Here is a 17,189-nt window from a genome sequence, read left to right as displayed (position 1 = left end):
CCTCGAACAGTACGCCGACCCGCTGCCGCCCATGCGCACCTTCCCAGCTGCGGGGCGGCGGGAGGGGCGTCAGCGCGCCGTGTTCTCTCGCCACTCCCGGCCGATCGATCGCATCAAGGCCGGGTAGACCCCCAGGTACCGGAAGGGCTTGATGCCGAGCATGTACAGCGAGCCGAGGCGGCCGTTGGGCTTCACCAGGACGGCCATCTGGCCGCGGTAACCGCCGTTCCCGTCGGAGACCCAGCCGATGTGCATCACCCCGTGCATGGTCTTGTTGGCGTACTCGGCGGCCCACTCGTCGTGTGTCTGGAAGACCGATGTGAAGGGCGCCCCGCTGAGGTCGGGCCCCTGCGGCCCCTTGCGCAGGTCGTCCGGCAGCCGGTCGCGCAGCGTCGCCACCCGGCCGCCGACGCCCGAGTCCGGCTTGTCCCAACCGAGCAGCGCGCCGAGTTTCCAGCGCACCGAGAAAAGGAATCGGCCCACGGGGTTGCCGCCGTCCGGACCGTCCTTGCCATCCGCCATCTGCCGGACCAGGAGGTGCAGGTCGTCCGGGCCGCCCGGCGTCGGCAGTGCCCACAGATCCTCGAGCCGGAAGTCGCCGGCGATCTCGTGGATCCGCCAGGGGCGGGACGTGTGGTCGGTTGCGGGAAGGCGCAGATCGCTCATGGCAAATCCCTGTCTATACGGTGACGTATAGATCGAGCATAGACCCGTCCATACGGCTCCGTATACTTGGCCGGGACATGTGAGGGAGACACGGATGGGCACGATCCGCACACCGCGGGACAAGTGGATCGAGGAAGGCCTGCGTGCGCTTGCCGCCGGCGGCCTTGAAGCTGTCCGGGTCGAGGTCCTCGCCCAGTCGCTCGGCGTCAGCAAGGGCGGTTTCTACGGTTACTTCGGGAACCGTGCCAGCCTGCTGGAGGAAATGCTCGACGCCTGGGAACGCGGGGTCACCGAGGACGTCATCGAGCGGATCGAACGCGACGGGGGCGACGCCCGCGAGCGGCTCGGGCGCCTCTTCGACTTCGTGGGGTCGGGCGAAACGCCCGTGACCAGCGCCGGGGTCGAACTCGCGATCCGCGACTGGGCCCGGCGCGACGAGGCCGTCGCGCGCCGCCTCCGGCGGGTCGACAACCGGCGCATGGACTATCTGCGCGAGCTCTACGGGGCCTTCTGCCCCGACGAGGGCGATGTCGAGGCCCGCTGCCTGATCACCTTCTCACTGCGCATCGGCGACCACCTCATCGCAGCCGACAACGGCCCACGCAGCCGCACGGAAGTCCTCGCCGCGGTGAGGAACCGGCTGTTGGCCGAGAGGCCCTAGGGGGTGTCTTGCCGATCAGGCCGGGCTCGCGACGCCTGGCACCGCACCTCGCCGCGTTGTCGTCGGTCGACAACGCTCCGCGTTGCCTCCCTCCTCCGCCTTGCGAGGCACGGCACCAGACGCCGCTCCCTGATCCGGCCTGACCGACAAGACACCCCCTAGGTCAGCAGACCGGCGTCGATGACCTCGGCGACAAGGGTGGCGCCGCGGCTGTTCTGGTGGATGTGGTCGGTCGTGAGCACGAGACCTCGGCGCCGCGAGATCGCGTCGAGGCTGCGGCGCAGCACCGCGTGCTGGACGAGGACGCCGACGACTGCTGCGGGCGTCACCTCCCGGTAGGGGATCGGCGGCGGGTCCGCTTGCCGCAGTTCCTCGATCTGGCGTTCGTGGAGCGGAAGGTAGGCCACCTCGTTGGTGGCGGCGACCTCGGCGATCATCCGGCTGTACGCCTGCGACGCCTGTGCCGCTACTCCGTCGAGTTGTTGGCCGAGGACCGGGAGCGACAGCAGACCGATCGTCGCGTCGGTCTCCGTTCGCAGCCGTGCGACGACGGCTCCGAGGCACTGTTGGAACCAGCCGGCTGAGGGGCGCTCGGGGAGTTGTTTACGCTTCATGGCCTGCTCGATGGGGTAGCCGGCGAGGCTCGCTCGGGCGTCGTTGGTTCCGATCAACACGGTGATCACATCGGGTGGGTCCGTGACGACGGCATCGAGGCGCTGCAAGAGGTTGTGGGCGAAGTCGCCGTTGGCGCCGAAGCGGGCGAGCCGCACGTCACCGGGAGGGCGGCGGCGTCCGAGAAGATCCAGGTAGTCGACGCTGAACTGCGCGCGGGTGAGGCTGTCGCCGAGGCACGCGATGCGTGTCGTCACGGCGCTTCCTCCGGCCCGGTCGTGCCGACACGTTCGGTCGGGCGGGGGTCGGTCCGAGGACGGTGGTCGGTGCCGAGGCCCGCGGTGATGGACAGGATGGACGTCGGCCCCTCCATGTCGACCACGTGCCATACCCCGGCCGGGTTGATGGTGGCCTCGCCCGGCCCGAGCAGAACGCGGTCGAGAACCCCGTCCACGTCGCGGGTGACCGTCACCGACCCGCTGAGGCAAACGACCAGTTCGTCGCCCGCGGGGTGGCTCTCCCAATGGTCGCCGAGGCCGTCGCCGTCGAAGATCATCACCATCCGGCCCTCGGCGCCATCTGCCGCGACCGCGGCGCTGTAGGCCTGGAGCGCCTCCGGCTCCCAGGCGAAGCCCTCGACGGGTTTCGCTCTCGATCCCAGTCCGAGGTGCACGGGGGTGGTCCGCAGGTCCACGGCGTTGCGTTCGTGGTTGACGAGTCTCATGCCGACGATCGTCCACGACAGCGCTCGGGCGGTCTTGAAGGAAAGGGAAGAGAAGCCGACGCGACGGGCAGACGGTCGGCGGCTACCCGGCTCCGAGGAGGACTTCGCCGCGACGCCAGGCCGTCGGCGATCGGCCCGTGAACTCACGCCAGTCCCGAACGAGATGGGCCTGGTCGGCGTAGCCGGAGACGGTCGCCACATCGGCCCACGGGAGCGGGTCGTGCGCCGTCGCCAGTTCGTGCGCGTGCTCGAAGCGCAGGACTCGGGCGAAGGTCTTCGGCGACAGGCCCACCTCACCGCGAAACCGCTCGGTGAGGTACCGACGGCTCCAGCCGAGTTCCGCGGCGACCGCACCCACCTGGACGCAACCCCGCGCGGCGACGAGGCGGCGCCACGCCTCGGCCACCTCGGGGCGTACCCGGCGCACGTGGTCGCCGCCGGCGCCGCGGCCGACAGCTCGGAGGAGCAATTCGTCCAGCGCGGCGAACCGCGCCGCCCATGTCGTCGCCGATCGGACCCGGTCGACCAGCTCGACGGCAAGCGCTCCGAGAAGCTCGTCGAGTGAGACCAGTCGGTGGGCGAGCTCGGCGGCGGGCGTGCCGTAGATGGCCCGGGCCCCGAGCGGTGTCAGCGATACCTGCACACCTTGCTGGCGCCCGTCGTGGTGGATCGCGACGGACCGGCACATCAGACCGCCGGCCACGGTGCTGAATCGGGCGACCGGTGACCCGTCGTCAACGCCCGCCGCCACCTCCAACGGATCTGACAGGCTGATCACCGCGGTGAGCGCGCGGCTCGGCGGGCCGCAATGCACCCCCGCCGGGAGCCCGCGGAGGTCGAAACCGACATACGAGTCGACGTACTGCCGTAAGGCGAGCGCCGGACGTGCACCGATCCCGGTGGCCGTGTGATGCTCCATTTTCGTCAGTGTACGAGCCGCCCAGCTCAGCAAGATCACCATCCAAGGGCTGATCACCGCCGTTCGCGGCTGGCGACACGGTTCTTACCATCACCCCGAACCAGGGCAGCACAGACAGCCTCTCTCTTCGCCTCTCCGGGCCCTTGGGAAGGCCCACGAGAAGCCCTCATGGCGACTGAGCGCACTTGGTCCTCCCGAACTATGGTGTCCCACCACATACGCCCCTGACCTGCGCCTTCCTACGGTATGGCGACACCGAAACGTCCCCGTACCCGCCTGGAAGTGGTGCACATGGCCGCCGCAACTCCCTCCCCGACGCCACCCAACTCCCTCAAGAGGATCGTCGCCGCCAGTCTCATCGGGACGACCATCGAGTGGTATGACTTCTTCCTGTATGGGTCCGCCGCGGCGCTCGTGTTCAACAAGTTGTTCTTTCCCGAGTCCGATCCGCTGGTCGGGACGCTGCTCTCCTTCCTGACGTACGCGGTCGGCTTCGCGGCGCGGCCCCTCGGGGCGCTCGTGTTCGGGCACTACGGGGACCGGCTCGGGCGGAAGAAGCTGCTGGTGCTCAGCCTGCTGCTGATGGGCGGGGCGACGTTCGCCATCGGGCTGTTGCCGACGCACGCCACCGTCGGGTCCGCCGCCCCGGTGCTGCTGACCGTGCTGCGGCTCGTGCAGGGCTTCGCGCTCGGTGGTGAGTGGGGCGGCGCCGTGCTGCTCGTGTCCGAGCACGGGGACGCCAAGCGGCGTGGTTTCTGGGCCTCGTGGCCGCAGACGGGGGCGCCGGCCGGGCAGTTGCTCGCGACCGGTGTGCTCTCCGCGCTGACCGCTCTGCTCTCGGACGCCGCCTTCGTGTCCTGGGGCTGGCGCATTCCCTTCCTGCTCTCCGGTGTCCTGGTGATCGTCGGTCTCTGGATCCGGCTCTCGGTCGACGAGTCGCCCGTCTTCAAGGCGGCCCTCGCCGCCGCCGAGGAGCGCAAGGCGGTCGCCGGGCAGGTCGAGAAGATGCCGCTGGTCGCCGTGTTGAGGCACCACTGGCGTGACGTGCTGATCGCCATGGGCGCCCGCATGGCGGAGAACATCTCGTACTACGTGATCACCGCGTTCATCCTCGTGTACGCGACCACCGAGGTCGGCCTCTCCAAGCAGACCGCCCTGAACGCCGTCCTCATCGGCTCCGCCGTCCACTTCGCGGTGATCCCCCTCTGGGGCGCGCTCTCCGACCGGCTCGGCCGCCGGCCGGTCTATCTGATCGGCGCGGTCGGTGTCGGGGCCTGGATGTTCCCGTTCTTCTCCCTCATCGACCGGGGTTCCTTCGGCAGCCTGCTGCTCGCGGTGACCGTCGGCCTGGTCCTGCACGGGGCGATGTACGCGCCGCAGGCCGCCTTCTTCTCCGAGATGTTCGCGACCCGGATGCGCTACTCCGGTGCCTCCATCGGCGCCCAGTTCTCCTCGGTGGCCGCCGGCGCCCCCGCCCCGCTCATCGCGACCGCGCTCCTCGCCGACTACGGCACCTCGACCCCGATCGCCCTGTACGTGATCGCGGCCGCGCTGCTCACCGTCGTCGCCCTCGCCTGTGCCCGGGAGACCCGCGACCGCGACCTCGGGGACATCGAGGAGCGGACCCCCTCGGACTCCCGCGTACGCGCCGACGTCTGATCGGCGGGCCCGGCGCCGAACCGCCCTGTGCCCCGCTCCTTCCCGAGCGGGGCACAGGGCTTTCGCGCATCCACCCTGTCTACGTCCCCGTGACCGCGTCCGCGAGCGCGTGCAGGCGCAGCGCCAGCTGGATCTCCAGGGCGCGGGACGGGGACTGCCAGTCGGGGCCGAGGAGCCGGCCGACCCGTTCCAGGCGCTGGGCCACCGTGTTCACATGGACGTGGAGTTCGTCCTTGGTACGGGCCGGGCTCATGCCGCTCGCGAAGTAGGCGTCCAGGGTGCGGACGAGGTCGGTGCCGCGGCGCCGGTCGTAGGCGACGACCTGGCCGATCGTCCGGTCGACGAAGCCGTCGATGTCCCGGCCGTCGGCGAGCAGGAGGCCGAGGAAGCCGAGGTCCTCGGCGGCCGCGCCCTGGCCCGTGCGGTGCAGCAGGACGAGCGCGTCGAGACAGCGGCGGGCCTCCTCGTACGCCACGGCCACCTGGTCCGGCCGGTCGAGCGGCGCCCGTACAGGGGCGGAGGCGCCGACGGTGACCGGTTCGCGGAGCGTGCCGCCGAGGCTCCGCGCGGTCTGCCGGGCGAGGTCGGTGGCGCTCTCGCGAGGGCCGAGCGGCAGCAGCAGCACCGTACCGCCGTCGCGGGCCGAGGCGAGCCCGTGGCGGGTCGCGGCCAGGTGGGTGGCCGCCGACCACAGGCGCTGGCGGTCGGCGCCCTCGCGGCCGCCGGCGTCGGGGTCGGCCGCGCCGCAGGGCCGGTCGATCCGGGCGGCGAGCACGACGTGCGGGGCTTCGCTGTCGGTACGGAGGCGGGCGGCGCGCTCCTTGAGCAGGCGGCGGTCCCGGTCGGGGGCGTCGAGGAGGTCGTCGAGGAGTTCGCCGCGTACCCGCTGCTCGGCCTCGCCCGCGGAGCGGCGGGCGAGCAGCAGCAGGGAGGTGACCAGGGCGGCACGCTCCAGGGTGCGCTGGTCGACCGGGTCGAGCTCGGGCTGCCCGTGGAGCACGAGGGCGCCCAGGGTCTCGCCGCCGGCGGAGACGGCGGCCACCCAGTCGTCGCCCTCACGGACCGCGTGGCCCCCGGCGCGGCGGGCGGTTCCCGCGCCCTCCTCGCTGAACTCGACGGTCCCGCCCAGGACTTCGGAGACGGCGCGGGTCACGTCCTGGACTCCGCCGCCGTGCAGGACCAGTTCGGAGAGCCGGTCGTGGACCTCGGAGGCCCGTTCGATGACGGCGCTGTGCTCGCGGATGATGTCGTTGGCGCGTTCCAGCTCGGCGAGGGCGGAGCGGGTCTCGGCGAGGAGGTTGGCGGTGTCGATGGCCACGGCGGCGTGCGCGGCGAAGGAGCCGAGCAGCGCGACCTGTTCGCGTTCGAAGACCCTGGCCCTGCGGTCGGCGGCGAAGAGGACGCCGATGACCTGGCTGCCGAGGCTGAGCGGGACGCCGAGGATGGCGACGAGGCCCTCGTCCCGTACCGCGGCGTCGATGGTCCGGGTGTGCTGGAAGCGCGGGTCCTCGAAGTAGTCGTCGGTGACGTACGGGCGGGCCGTCTGGGCGACGAGGCCGCCGAGGCCCTCGCCCATGCCCAGTCTGACCTGCTGGAAGCGCGCGGAGACCGAGCCCTCGGTGACCCGCATGTAGGTGTCTCCGGCGGCCGGGTCGTTGAGGCTCAGATAGGCGACCTCGGTGCCGAGGAGGGAGCGGGCGCGCTGGACGATGGCCCGAAGGACCGCGTCGAGGTCGCGGAGTCCCGCGAGGTCGTGGGCGGTGGCGAAGAGCGCGGACAGCTCCGCCTCGCGGCGCCGCCGCCCCTCCAGCTCGGCCCTGACGCGCAGGGCGAGCTGCTTGGCCTCTTCGAGTTCGGCCAGCGCCTCGGGGCCCGCGCCGCTCGCACGGGCGAGCAGCACGGGCCGGTCGTAGGCCTCCGTACCGGCTCCTCGGGCGAGGAGTTCCAGGTAGGAGACGTGTTCGTGGGACATGGACACAGGGATACCTGCCGAACGTGTGGTCGCACCACCCCTGTGGACGGTCTTCGGCGGAACGTTCAGTGCGCCGTCCATCCGCCGTCGAGGGTGAGGGACGTGCCGGTGATGAAGGAGGCGTGCGGGGTGCAGAGATAGAGGACGGCCTCGGCGACCTCGTCCGGTTCGATGAGCCGCTTGAGCGCCGAGTCCTTCAGGAGGACCTCGGAGAGGACCCGTTCCGGGGGGATGCCGTGGGCCGCGGCCTGGTCCGCGATCTGCCGTTCGACGAGCGGGGTGCGCACATAGCCGGGATTGACGCAGTTGGAGGTGACCCCGTGCGGGGCGCCTTCGAGGGCAGCCGTTTTGGAGAGGCCCTCGAGACCGTGCTTGGCGGCCACGTACGCCGACTTGAAGGCGGAGGCGCGCAGCCCGTGGACGGAGGAGAGGTTGACGATGCGTCCCCAGCCCTGGGCGTACATGTGCGGCAGGGCGCCCCGGATGAGCCGGAAGGGCGCTTCCAGCATCACGGTGAGGACCGTGTGGAAGACGTCCGGCGGGAACTCCTCGATGGGGCGGACGAGCTGGAGTCCGGCGTTGTTGACGAGGATGTCGGCGCCCGCGGCGGCGGCCTCGGCGGCGTCCAGGTCGGTGAGGTCGAGCAGCCGGGGTTCGAGGGTTCCGGGGAGCGCGGCGGCCTCCTCGGCCAGGGTCTCCAGGCCCTCGGCGGCCCGGTCGACGGCTCTGACCCGGGCCCCCGACGCGGCGAGCCGCAGCGCGCAGGCGCGTCCGATGCCGCCGGCCGCGCCGGTGACGAGCGCGGTGCGGCCGGTGAGGTCGAGGACGACGGCACGGGGCGTGGGTGCGGTGGCGAGGGAACCGGTACCCGACGTGACGGCGACGGAACCGGTGTCCGACGCGGCACCGTGGGCGGTGATGGGGGCGCTCATGCTCCGCACCCTACGAAGGGGTCCCTCCCCCACCGATGTGTGCCGGGCCCATAGTTCAGCTGGATGCTGTGGTGCGGAACCATGTGGGTTCGTCGGCCAGGGCCTTCTCGATCCGCAGGTACGAGAAACGCTTCATCTCCGGCAGGTCGTCCACGTCGAACCAGCGGACCTCGGTGGACTCGTCGTCGTTGACCCGCGCCTCGCCGCCCACCGCGCGGCAGCGGAAGGACACGTCCATGAACTGGCACTCGTCGCCGTTGGGATAGACGACGGGCTTGCGGAGGGTCTCGACGAGGACCACCCGCTCGACCTCGCAGCGCACCGCGGTCTCCTCGTACACCTCGCGCACGGCGCAGTCGGCGGGCTGCTCGCCGGGTTCGATGATGCCGCCGATGACCGCCCACCGTCCGTTGTCGGCGCGCCGGCCGAGCAGCACCCGGCCCTGGTCGTCGAAGACGACGGCGCTCACTCCGGGGAGGAAGAGGAGCTGGTGGCCGGCCTTCTCGCGCAGGGACCGGATGAAGTCAGGGGTAGCCATGGATCCGACCCTAGATCATCCCCTGAGGGTGGCCGGATCCTGCCCCGTACGGGACCTGACCCGCGCGGGTGGGGCCGGTCGGATCACTCCGCCGGGGTACGGCGGGCCCGTACGGAGCGGAAGGCCGCCCAGCCGAGACCAGCCGCCCCGAGCGCCACGAGCAGGGCCTCCGGCAGGGTGCCCATCCGGGTCGCCGGGGTCAGCGAGGAGCGCAGCGGCACCTTCTCGACCAGGACGTCCGGGGTGAACATCTTCGTCTGCGAGACGATCTCGCCGTCGGGGCGGATGACCGCGCTGACGCCGCTGGTGACGGGCACGACCACCGACCTGCTGTGCTCGACGGCACGCACGCGGGACATCGCGAGCTGCTGGTAGGTCATCTCGCTGCGGCCGAAGGTGGCGTTGTTGCTGGGGACGGAGATGAGCTGGGCGCCCTCGGTGACGGTGTCGCGCACGGCCCAGTCGAAGGCCGCCTCGTAGCAGGTGGCAAGACCCACCTTGGTGCCGGCCAGGTCGAAGACGCCGACCTTCGTACCGGCACCGAAGTCCCGGCTCACCCGGTCGACGTTGCTGTTGAAGAGGCGGACGACGGACCGCATCGGGATGTACTCGCCGAACGGCTGGACGTGCCGCTTGTCGTACGTGGCGACCGGACCGCGCTCCGGGTCCCACTCGATGAGGGTGTTGCGGAGCTTGCCGGTCGGGGGGGTGACGACCGCGCCGATCACGGTCGGTGCGCCGATCGCCCGGACCGCTCCGTCGATGACCTCGGCCGCGTCGGCGTTGGCGTACGGGTCGATGTCCGAGGAGTTCTCCGGCCAGAGGACGAAGTCGGGCTGCGGCGCGCGGCCGGCCCGGACGTCGGCGGCGAGCTCGCGGGTGCGGTCGACGTGGTTGTCGAGCACGGCCCGGCGCTGGGCGTTGAAGTCGAGGCCGAGGCGGGGCACGTTGCCCTGGACGGCGGCGACGGTGGCGGTGCCGTCCTCGGCGGAGTCGTCGACGAGGGGCAGGGCCGCGAGGGCGCCGGTGACCGGGACGAGCAGGGAGAGCACGGCGACGGCGAGCGGGCCGCGGGGGACGGTACCGGTGGCGCGGTAGGTCCTGACCTGGCGGTACGCCTCGTACAGGCCGAAACCGCAGAGAGCGACGGCGAAGCCCAGCACCGGTGTGCCGCCGACGGCGGCGAGCGGCAGGAAGACACCGTCCGCCTGACCGAAGGCGATCTTGCCCCAGGGGAAGCCGCCGAAGGGCACGCGCGCGCGTGCCCCTTCCCCGATGATCCACACCGCGGCGGCGAGGACCGGCCACCAGGGGAGCCGGGAGACGGCCGCGATGCCGAGTCCGGCGGCGGCCACGAAGAGCGCCTCCAGTGCGGCGAGGGCGAGCCAGGGACCGGGGCCGACCTCCTCGCCGGTCCAGATGAGGAGCGGCAGCAGGAAGCCGAGTCCCGCGAGGTATCCGAGGCCGAAGCCGGCCCGGAGGCGGCGGCCCCGAAGGGTCCAGCCGAGCAGGGCGAAGGCGGGCAGCGCGAGCCACCACAGGGGGCGTGGCGGGAAGCTCAGATAGAGCAGGAACCCGGACAGCAGAGCCGTCCCGGGCCGTACGAACCGCCGCAGCCGGGAAGCCGGAGTGGAGGCGGTGTCGGTTCCGGACGGGTCGACGGGGGTGATGGTGGCGCTCACCTTGCGGAGTCTACGGGTCGTACCTGTCGGCCAGGAGGGCGGTGGGGCCGGGCACGTGCCCGGCGCGGGCGCCGGTGACCTGCCGGACGCCACGACGCGGAAGCGGCCCCGTGTTCTTCCCAACCCTCGGGCTCAGGCGCCCGTCGGCGTGGGCGGTCCCGGCGGGGCGGGGTGCCGGAGGTGGTCGCGGATGACGCGGACCGCGGACTCGGCGTCGTCGACGGTGACCGTGAACGTACGGCCGTCGCCGAGGCGCAGGACCAGGCCCTCGCCGCGCCTGACGACCACGGCCGTGCCCTTCTCGGGACGCCAGCGGTAACCCCAGCCGCCCCAGTGGCGGGGGGTGACGCTCGGCGCGAAGTCGGCGCCGACGATGTGGGAGAGGAGGATGCGGCGGCGCGGCACGCCGATGTGGCCGCAGCGGACCTCCATGGCGCGGTCGTCGACCTTGACGGCCACGTGGACGAAGGCGAGCGTGCCGAAGAGGACGAGCAGTCCGGCGGCGACACAGCCGATCACGGCCATCAGGAGGGCGGGGACACCGGAGGTCCAGGGCGATTCGACGGCGAGGGTGATGCCGAGGGCCATGAAGGCGGCGCCGGCGAGCGCCGCCAGCCACTGGAATCGGTTGGTGGCACGGCCGGTCCAGACGGCGGGTGTCCGCTCGTCGGCATGCGTGTTCCGGGCGTGGTCCCTCATACAGGGAAGACTACCCAGGATCGGCCTTGACAGCGCGCCGGAGCGAGGTCGTCCGCACACGCTCGGTGAGCGAACGCCGTTGGACGTAGATCGTCCGCCTCCGCTCAGTGAGCGGGGGCCGCCGCTGCCAGGATCCGGCCGGCGGCGTAGCCGAGGGCGGTGGCGGGGAGCGGCCCCGGGCGTCCGCTGAGGAGGACGGAGAGGCTTCCGGTGGGGGCCGCGCCGGGGGCGGGCTCCGCGCCGACGCGGCGCAGCGCCTGTGCGGCGACGGCGTCCGCGGAGCCGTGGAAGACGAGCGGGGGCAGTCCGGCCCTCCGCGCTTCGAGGGCGGCGAGGATGCGCTCCTCGACGAGCTCGTAGTGGGTGCAGCCGAGGACGACGGCGCGGACGTCCCGGGGGGTGAGCGCGGCGGCCGCGGCGACGGCCCGGTCCACGGCCTCCGGGTCGGCGTGCTCGACGGCGTCCGCGAGGCCGGGGCAGGGCACCTCGGTGACGTCGGCGCCGTCGGCGAAGTCGCGGATGAGACCGCGCTGGTAGGGGCTGCCGGTGGTGGCGGGCGTGGCCCAGATGGCGACCTTGCCGCCGCCCGCGGCGGCGGGCTTGATCGCGGGCACGGTGCCGATGACGGGGATGTCCGGTTCGAGGGCGGCGCGCAGGGTGGGCAGGGCGTGCACGCTGGCGGTGTTGCACGCCACGATCAGGGCCTGAGGGCGGTGCTCGGCGGCGGCGAGCGCGACGGCCAGGGCGCGCTCCGTGAGGTTCTCGGGGGTGCGCGGGCCCCACGGCATGCCGTCGGGGTCGTTGGAGAGGAGCAGATCGGCGTCCGGCCGGAGGCGGCGCACGGCGGCCGCCGCCGGGAGGAGGCCGATTCCTGAGTCCATGAGCGCGATCTTCACCCGGTCACCCTAGCCGATGAGCCTTACGGCCCCCGCGTTCTGGGGCAGACTGCCGCGAATGAGCACCCTCGCCTGGTTCGCGCTCGGTTCCGCTGTCGTCTGGGGTTGGCTGCTGCTCGGCCAGGGGTTCTTCTGGCGCACGGACCAACGGCTGCCATCGGCCGCGCGCGACCAGCTGCCTCCGGTCGCGGACCCCGCGCGCGCGAAGCCCGTCCGGGACCACGCACACGTGGAGCCCGTCCATGACCCCGCGCGCGCGAAGCCCGTCCGTGACCACGCGCGCGCGGAGCCGGTCCGTGACCACGCACACGTGGAGCCCGTCCATGACTCCGCGCGCGTGGAGCCGGATCCGTGGCCGCGGGTGGTCGTCGTCGTGCCGGCGCGGGACGAGGCCGGTGTGCTGCCGCTGAGCCTGCCGTCGCTGCTCGCGCAGGACTATCCGGGCCACGCCGAGGTGATCCTCGTGGACGACGGGAGTACGGACGGCACGGGGACGCTCGCCGCACAGCTGGCCGCCCGGTGCGGAGGGCTGCCGCTGACGGTGGTGTCGCCGGGCGAGCCGGAGCCCGGCTGGACGGGGAAGCTGTGGGCCCTGCGGCACGGCATGGCGCTGGCACGCGCGCGTGGACCCGAGTTCCTGCTCCTGACGGACGCGGACATCGCCCATGAGCCGGACAGTCTGCGTCTGCTCGTCTCGGCGGCGGTGGGGAACGGTCTGGACCTGGTGTCGCAAATGGCCCGGCTCCGGGTCGCGAGCCCCTGGGAGCGCCTGGTCGTGCCGGCGTTCGTCTACTTCTTCGCGCAGCTCTATCCCTTCCGCTGGATCAACCGGGCGCGGCCGCTGGCGACGGCCGCCGCGGGCGGCTGTGTGCTGCTGCGGACGGAGACGGCGGTGGCGGCGGACGTCCCGGACGCGATCCGGCAGGCGGTGATCGACGACGTGTCGCTGGCGCGGGCGGTGCGGCGGGCCGGTGGGCGTATCTGGCTGGGCCTCGCGGAGCGGGTCGACAGCGTGCGCCCGTATCCGGGGCTCGGCGAGCTGTGGCGGATGGTCGCGCGCAGCGCGTACGCGCAGTTGCGGCACAGTCCGTCGCTGCTCGTGGGGACCGTGGCGGGCCTCGTCCTCGTCTACCTGGTGCCGCCGGTGGCCCTGGTGGCGGGTGTGGCGGGCGGTGACGCGGTGGCGGCCTGGGCGGGGGGCGCGGCCTGGGCGGTGATGGCGGGGACGTACGTGCCGATGCTCCGTTACTACCGGCAGCCGCTGTGGCTCGCTCCGCTGCTGCCCTTCACCGCGTTCCTCTATCTCCTGATGACGGTGGACTCGGCGGTACGGCACCACCGGGGCGCCGGTGCGGCCTGGAAGGGCCGGACGTACGCGCGCCCCGAGGCGGCGCGGGACAGATGAGCCCGCGCCGGAGCCGGCGACCGGTCCCTCACCTCCCCTCGCCTACCGGAAACCTGCACAACGTGTGCGTGTGGAGGAGCGGCGTCTTCACCGTTTCCCGACACCCCCGCGCCCCGGGGCGTCCGGACGGCACCCTTCTGTCCGTATAAGTGCCCCGCGCGCGACGGGTGGGCCGAATCTGTTACTCGAATCCGAGGAGAAGATGTCGGCATTCGGTGAAATTGAATGCACGACCGCTTCCAGAGGTGCAGAAACACCCGCGCCGAAGCGTCAACCGAATTGGTCCGGTCAGCCGTTCGCGTGGTTGGATCAAGCCCGCTGCGGCCGCAGAAGACGGATTCCCCCCAGAACGAAGGGTGCGCATCATGCGTCACGACCTTGAGACCGTAGAGATCTCCGACGCCGACCTCGACGCCGTTTCCGGCGGTCTCGTCACCGTCTCCGGCGGCCTCGCCGGCGCGCTGACCGGCGACGTCACCAACCTCCTCGGCACCGTCGGCTCCCTCCAGACGGTCCAGGGCGTCGAGGGCCTCGCGGCCGGCGTCCCCGGCCTGGCCTCCGGCATCACCGGCGTCTCGGTGAACACCGCGGGCATCACCGGCCTCGCCGGTATCTGAGCCCAAAACGGTCTGTGAACCCCGGAACCGACCCGGTTCCGGGGTTTACGGCCGCCCTTGATCCACCCCATGTCCCGCACCCCGGAACCCGGCCGCGGGATATGCGTCAGAATGCAGTCGAAGGAATAGTCCGTGCAGTTCCGCCGCAATGCGCTTTCCAAGCTGCAATCGCCCGAAGAACTCGACGTGCCCGTGCGATTCGCACGCCCCCAGGGGCGTCTCGTGCTCGCCGTCACCCTCGTCGTCATGGCCGCCGCGGGCTTCTGGGCCCTCACCGGCACGGTGACGTCCAAGCTGAACGCCCCCGGTCTCCTGACCCACGCCGACGGCAGCTACCTGCTCCAGAGCCCCGTCGCCGGACAGGTCACCGAGGTCCTCGCCGAGGAGGGCCGGCCCGTCGCCGCCGGAGCGCCTCTGCTGACCGTCCGCACGGACCGGGGCGACCGGCCCGTCCGCGCCGTCGCGGGCGGCCGCGTCACCACGCTGTACGCCAGGCTGGGTTCGGTCGTCACCACCGGCGCCGACGTCGCGACCGTCGAGCGCGTGACCGACCCGGACGCGCCCCTGGTGGCCGTCCTCTATCTGACGGGCGACACCGCCGCCACGGTCCGCGCGGGCTCCCGGGTCGACCTCGCCGTCCAGTCCGTCCCGCGCGACCGGTTCGGCGTGCTCCGGGGCCGGGTCACGGCCGTGGGCCGCACTCCCCAGTCGGAGGCGCAGCTCGGCTCCTTCCTCGGTGACGCGGGACTCGCCGCGCGGTTCTCCCGGCAGGGCGATCCGGTCGCGGTGCTCGTGACCCTCGACCGCTCGGCCGCCACCGCCTCCGGATACGCCTGGTCGTCCACGGACGGGCCCCCGCACGCTCCCGCCTCCGGCACGCCCGTCACCGGCGCCGTGCACCTCGCCGCACAGCGCCCCGTCGACTGGCTGCTCCCGTGAGCGCGTCACGCGCGGCCACCCGGGCGCGCTCCGGCGGCAGGGCGCGGACCTCCGACCGCAGGCTCCCGCCCGCGGGCGGGCCCCGGCGCCGTACGCCCGTCACCAAGGGCCGAAGGCCGCGGACCGTCCGTACCCCCACGGTGCTCCAGATGGAGGCGGTCGAGTGCGGCGCCGCCGCACTCGCCATGGTCCTCGGCCACCACGGCCGCTTCATCCCCCTCGAAGAGCTCCGCATCGCCTGCGGCGTCTCCCGCGACGGGTCGCGGGCCGGCAACCTCCTGAAGGCGGCCCGGAGTTACGGACTGCAGGCCAAGGGCATGCAGATGGACGTGGCCGCCCTCGCCGAGGTCGCCGCACCGGCCGTCCTCTTCTGGGAGTTCAACCACTACGTCGTCTACGAGGGCACGGGCCGCCGCTTCGGCCGCCCCGGTGTGTACGTCAACGACCCGGGCAGCGGCCGCCGGTTCGTCCCCATGGACCAGTTCGACACCAGCTTCACCGGCATCGTGCTCACCTTCGAGCCGGGCCCCGGCTTCCGCCGCGGCGGCAGCCGGCCGGGCGTCCTCTCCGCCCTGCCCGCCCGGCTCCGCGGCACCTCCGGCACCATGGCCGCGGCGGTCGTCGCCAGCCTCCTCCTGGTGGCCGTCGGCGCGTGGGTGCCGGCGCTGAGCCGTACGTACATCGACATGTTCCTCATCGGGAACCAGACGTCGCTGCTCGGCGTGGTCTTCGCGGCGATGGCGACCACCCTCGTCCTCACCGCGACCCTCACCGCACTCCAGCAGGCCAATCTGCTGCGCGGGCGCATCATCGCCTCCACCCTGGGCAGCGCCCGCTTCCTGCGGCACCTGCTCCGGCTGCCGCTCGCCTTCTACGCCCAGCGGAGCCCCGCCGACCTCGTCCAGCGCCTGCAGTCCAACGACGCCGTCGCCGAGACGCTCGCCCGCGACCTGGCGGCGGCGGCCGTCGACGCCGTGGTCGTCCTGCTCTACGCGGTGCTCCTCTGGACGTACGACCCGCAACTCACCGTCGTCGGCGTGCTGATCGCCCTGCTCAACGTCCTCGCCCTGCGCGTCGTCATCCACCTGCGGGCCACCGGCACGCAGAAGCTGCGCGCCGAGAGCGCCCGGCTGACCAACACCTCGTACAGCGGACTCCAGCTCATCGAGACGATGAAGGCCACGGGCGGCGAGGACGGCTTCTTCCGGCGCTGGGCCGGACAGCACGCCACCACCCTCGACGTGCAGCAGCGGCTCGGCGTGCCCAGTGCCTGGCTGGCGGTCGTCGCGCCGACGCTCGCCGCGCTGAACAGCGCGCTGATCCTCACGATCGGCGGGCTGCGGGCCGTGGAGGGGCACCTCACCGTCGGGCTGCTCGTCGCCTTCCAGGCCCTCGTGACCGGCTTCACGGCCCCGATCACCCGGCTCAACGGCGTGGCGGGCCGCATCCAGGACTTCGCCGCCGACGTCGCCCGGCTCAGGGACGTCGAGGACTTCCCCGTCGACCCGGTCCACACCCGGCGCGTCCCGCACGCCCCCACCCGCCGCCTCACGGGACACGTCGAACTCGAGGGCGTCACCTTCGGGTACAGCCCCCTCGACGCCCCGCTGCTCAAGGACTTCTCCCTCACCGTCGGCCCCGGGCAGCAGGTGGCTCTGGTCGGCGGCTCCGGCAGCGGCAAGTCCACCGTCTCGCGGCTGATGTCCGGCCTCTACACACCGTGGGAGGGCGCGATCCGCATCGACGGGATGCGTCTCGAGGACATCCCGCGCAGCGCGCTCGCGGCCTCCGTCTCCTTCGTGGACCAGGACGTCTTCCTCTTCGAGGGCACCGTCCGCGACAACGTGGCGCTCTGGGACCCCTCCGTCCCGGACGAGGCCGTCGTCGCCGCCCTGCGGGACGCCGCCGTGTACGACGTGGTCGCCCGCCGGCCGGGCGGCATCCGCAGCCGCGTCGAGCAGGACGGCCGCAACTTCTCCGGCGGCCAGCGCCAGCGCCTGGAGATCGCCCGCGCACTCGTGCGCCGCCCCAGCGTCCTGATCCTCGACGAGGTGACCAGCGCCCTCGACGCGGCGACCGAGGAGATCGTCATCGACAACCTGCGGCGGCGCGGCTGCGCCTGCGTGGTCATCGCCCACCGGCTGAGCACCATCCGCGACAGCGACGAGATCGTCGTGCTCGACCGGGGGACGGTCGTGGAACGCGGTCGTCACGAGCAGCTCGTCGCGGCGCGGGGCGCGTACGCCGGCCTGGTCGAGGAGCACTGAG

At 72.5% G+C, this 17,189-nt stretch carries 16 protein-coding genes; 6 read left to right on the top strand and 10 right to left on the bottom strand.

Annotated features, from left to right (window positions below):
- Positions 1–69: 69 nt before the first annotated feature.
- Positions 70–666: a DUF2867 domain-containing protein gene (locus tag ACZ4VK_RS07515; RefSeq protein WP_468349518.1), complete on the bottom strand. Its 597-nt coding sequence runs from the start codon at positions 664–666 to the stop codon at positions 70–72.
- Positions 667–760: 94 nt separating this feature from the next.
- Here ACZ4VK_RS07515 and ACZ4VK_RS07510 point away from each other — a divergent pair, with 94 nt between their 5' ends.
- A complete protein-coding gene (locus tag ACZ4VK_RS07510) occupies positions 761–1,327 on the top strand; it encodes a TetR family transcriptional regulator (protein WP_468349516.1) in 567 nt (188 codons plus the stop codon).
- A 158-nt stretch (positions 1,328–1,485) separates the two neighbouring features.
- Here ACZ4VK_RS07510 and ACZ4VK_RS07505 read toward each other — a convergent pair whose 3' ends face one another.
- The 3 genes from ACZ4VK_RS07505 to ACZ4VK_RS07495 form a co-directional block, all read right to left on the bottom strand.
- Entirely contained in the window at positions 1,486–2,196 is a 711-nt protein-coding gene (locus tag ACZ4VK_RS07505) for an SGNH/GDSL hydrolase family protein (RefSeq protein ID WP_468349514.1), read from the bottom strand.
- The gene (locus ACZ4VK_RS07500; protein WP_468349512.1) at positions 2,193–2,663 is read right to left on the bottom strand and encodes a cupin domain-containing protein; all 471 of its coding nucleotides are present in this window, start codon (positions 2,661–2,663) and stop codon (positions 2,193–2,195) included. Before ACZ4VK_RS07500 ends, ACZ4VK_RS07505 begins: the two co-directional genes overlap by 4 nt.
- Positions 2,664–2,745: 82 nt before the next feature.
- A complete protein-coding gene (locus ACZ4VK_RS07495; RefSeq protein ID WP_468350791.1) occupies positions 2,746–3,582 on the bottom strand; it encodes an AraC family transcriptional regulator in 837 nt (278 codons plus the stop codon).
- Between the two features lie 291 nt (positions 3,583–3,873).
- Between ACZ4VK_RS07495 and ACZ4VK_RS07490 the strand changes: the two genes are divergently transcribed.
- Entirely contained in the window at positions 3,874–5,241 is a 1,368-nt protein-coding gene (locus tag ACZ4VK_RS07490; protein WP_468349510.1) for an MFS transporter, read from the top strand.
- A gap of 79 nt (positions 5,242–5,320) precedes the next feature.
- Here ACZ4VK_RS07490 and ACZ4VK_RS07485 read toward each other — a convergent pair whose 3' ends face one another.
- The 6 genes from ACZ4VK_RS07485 to ACZ4VK_RS07460 form a co-directional block, all read right to left on the bottom strand.
- A complete protein-coding gene (locus ACZ4VK_RS07485) occupies positions 5,321–7,213 on the bottom strand; it encodes a helix-turn-helix domain-containing protein (protein WP_468349508.1) in 1,893 nt (630 codons plus the stop codon).
- Positions 7,214–7,278: 65 nt separating this feature from the next.
- Positions 7,279–8,145 carry a 3-hydroxybutyrate dehydrogenase gene (locus ACZ4VK_RS07480; protein ID WP_468349506.1) on the bottom strand — a complete coding sequence of 289 codons (867 nt, stop codon included), beginning with the start codon at positions 8,143–8,145 and terminating at the stop codon, positions 7,279–7,281.
- A gap of 55 nt (positions 8,146–8,200) precedes the next feature.
- Positions 8,201–8,683, bottom strand: a complete 483-nt coding sequence (locus tag ACZ4VK_RS07475; RefSeq protein ID WP_468349504.1) for an NUDIX hydrolase — start codon at positions 8,681–8,683, stop codon at positions 8,201–8,203.
- Between the two features lie 83 nt (positions 8,684–8,766).
- The gene (lnt, locus tag ACZ4VK_RS07470; RefSeq protein WP_468349502.1) at positions 8,767–10,365 is read right to left on the bottom strand and encodes an apolipoprotein N-acyltransferase; all 1,599 of its coding nucleotides are present in this window, start codon (positions 10,363–10,365) and stop codon (positions 8,767–8,769) included.
- Between the two features lie 132 nt (positions 10,366–10,497).
- Positions 10,498–11,064 (bottom strand): hypothetical protein, encoded by a 567-nt coding sequence (locus ACZ4VK_RS07465; RefSeq protein WP_468349500.1) that lies wholly within the window; start codon positions 11,062–11,064, stop codon positions 10,498–10,500.
- A gap of 104 nt (positions 11,065–11,168) precedes the next feature.
- Positions 11,169–11,960, bottom strand: a complete 792-nt coding sequence (locus ACZ4VK_RS07460; RefSeq protein WP_468349497.1) for a glutamate racemase — start codon at positions 11,958–11,960, stop codon at positions 11,169–11,171.
- A gap of 58 nt (positions 11,961–12,018) precedes the next feature.
- Between ACZ4VK_RS07460 and ACZ4VK_RS07455 the strand changes: the two genes are divergently transcribed.
- The 4 genes from ACZ4VK_RS07455 (at position 12,019) to ACZ4VK_RS07440 (ending at position 17,188) form a co-directional block, all read left to right on the top strand.
- Complete coding sequence (locus ACZ4VK_RS07455; protein WP_468349495.1) at positions 12,019–13,365, top strand: glycosyltransferase; 1,347 nt, start codon at positions 12,019–12,021, stop codon at positions 13,363–13,365.
- Between the two features lie 365 nt (positions 13,366–13,730).
- The gene (locus ACZ4VK_RS07450; protein WP_468349493.1) at positions 13,731–13,982 is read left to right on the top strand and encodes a hypothetical protein; all 252 of its coding nucleotides are present in this window, start codon (positions 13,731–13,733) and stop codon (positions 13,980–13,982) included.
- Positions 13,983–14,114: 132 nt separating this feature from the next.
- A complete protein-coding gene (locus ACZ4VK_RS07445; RefSeq protein WP_468349491.1) occupies positions 14,115–14,921 on the top strand; it encodes a biotin/lipoyl-containing protein in 807 nt (268 codons plus the stop codon).
- Positions 14,906–17,188: an NHLP family bacteriocin export ABC transporter peptidase/permease/ATPase subunit gene (locus ACZ4VK_RS07440; RefSeq protein WP_468350789.1), complete on the top strand. Its 2,283-nt coding sequence runs from the start codon at positions 14,906–14,908 to the stop codon at positions 17,186–17,188. Before ACZ4VK_RS07445 ends, ACZ4VK_RS07440 begins: the two co-directional genes overlap by 16 nt.
- The last annotated feature ends 1 nt before the right edge of the window (position 17,189 follow it).

This window comes from Streptomyces sp. NPDC028711 (assembly GCF_055565415.1).
Note: the sequence above shows the minus strand (reverse complement) of the source record. Positions and strands in the feature narration are given on the sequence as shown.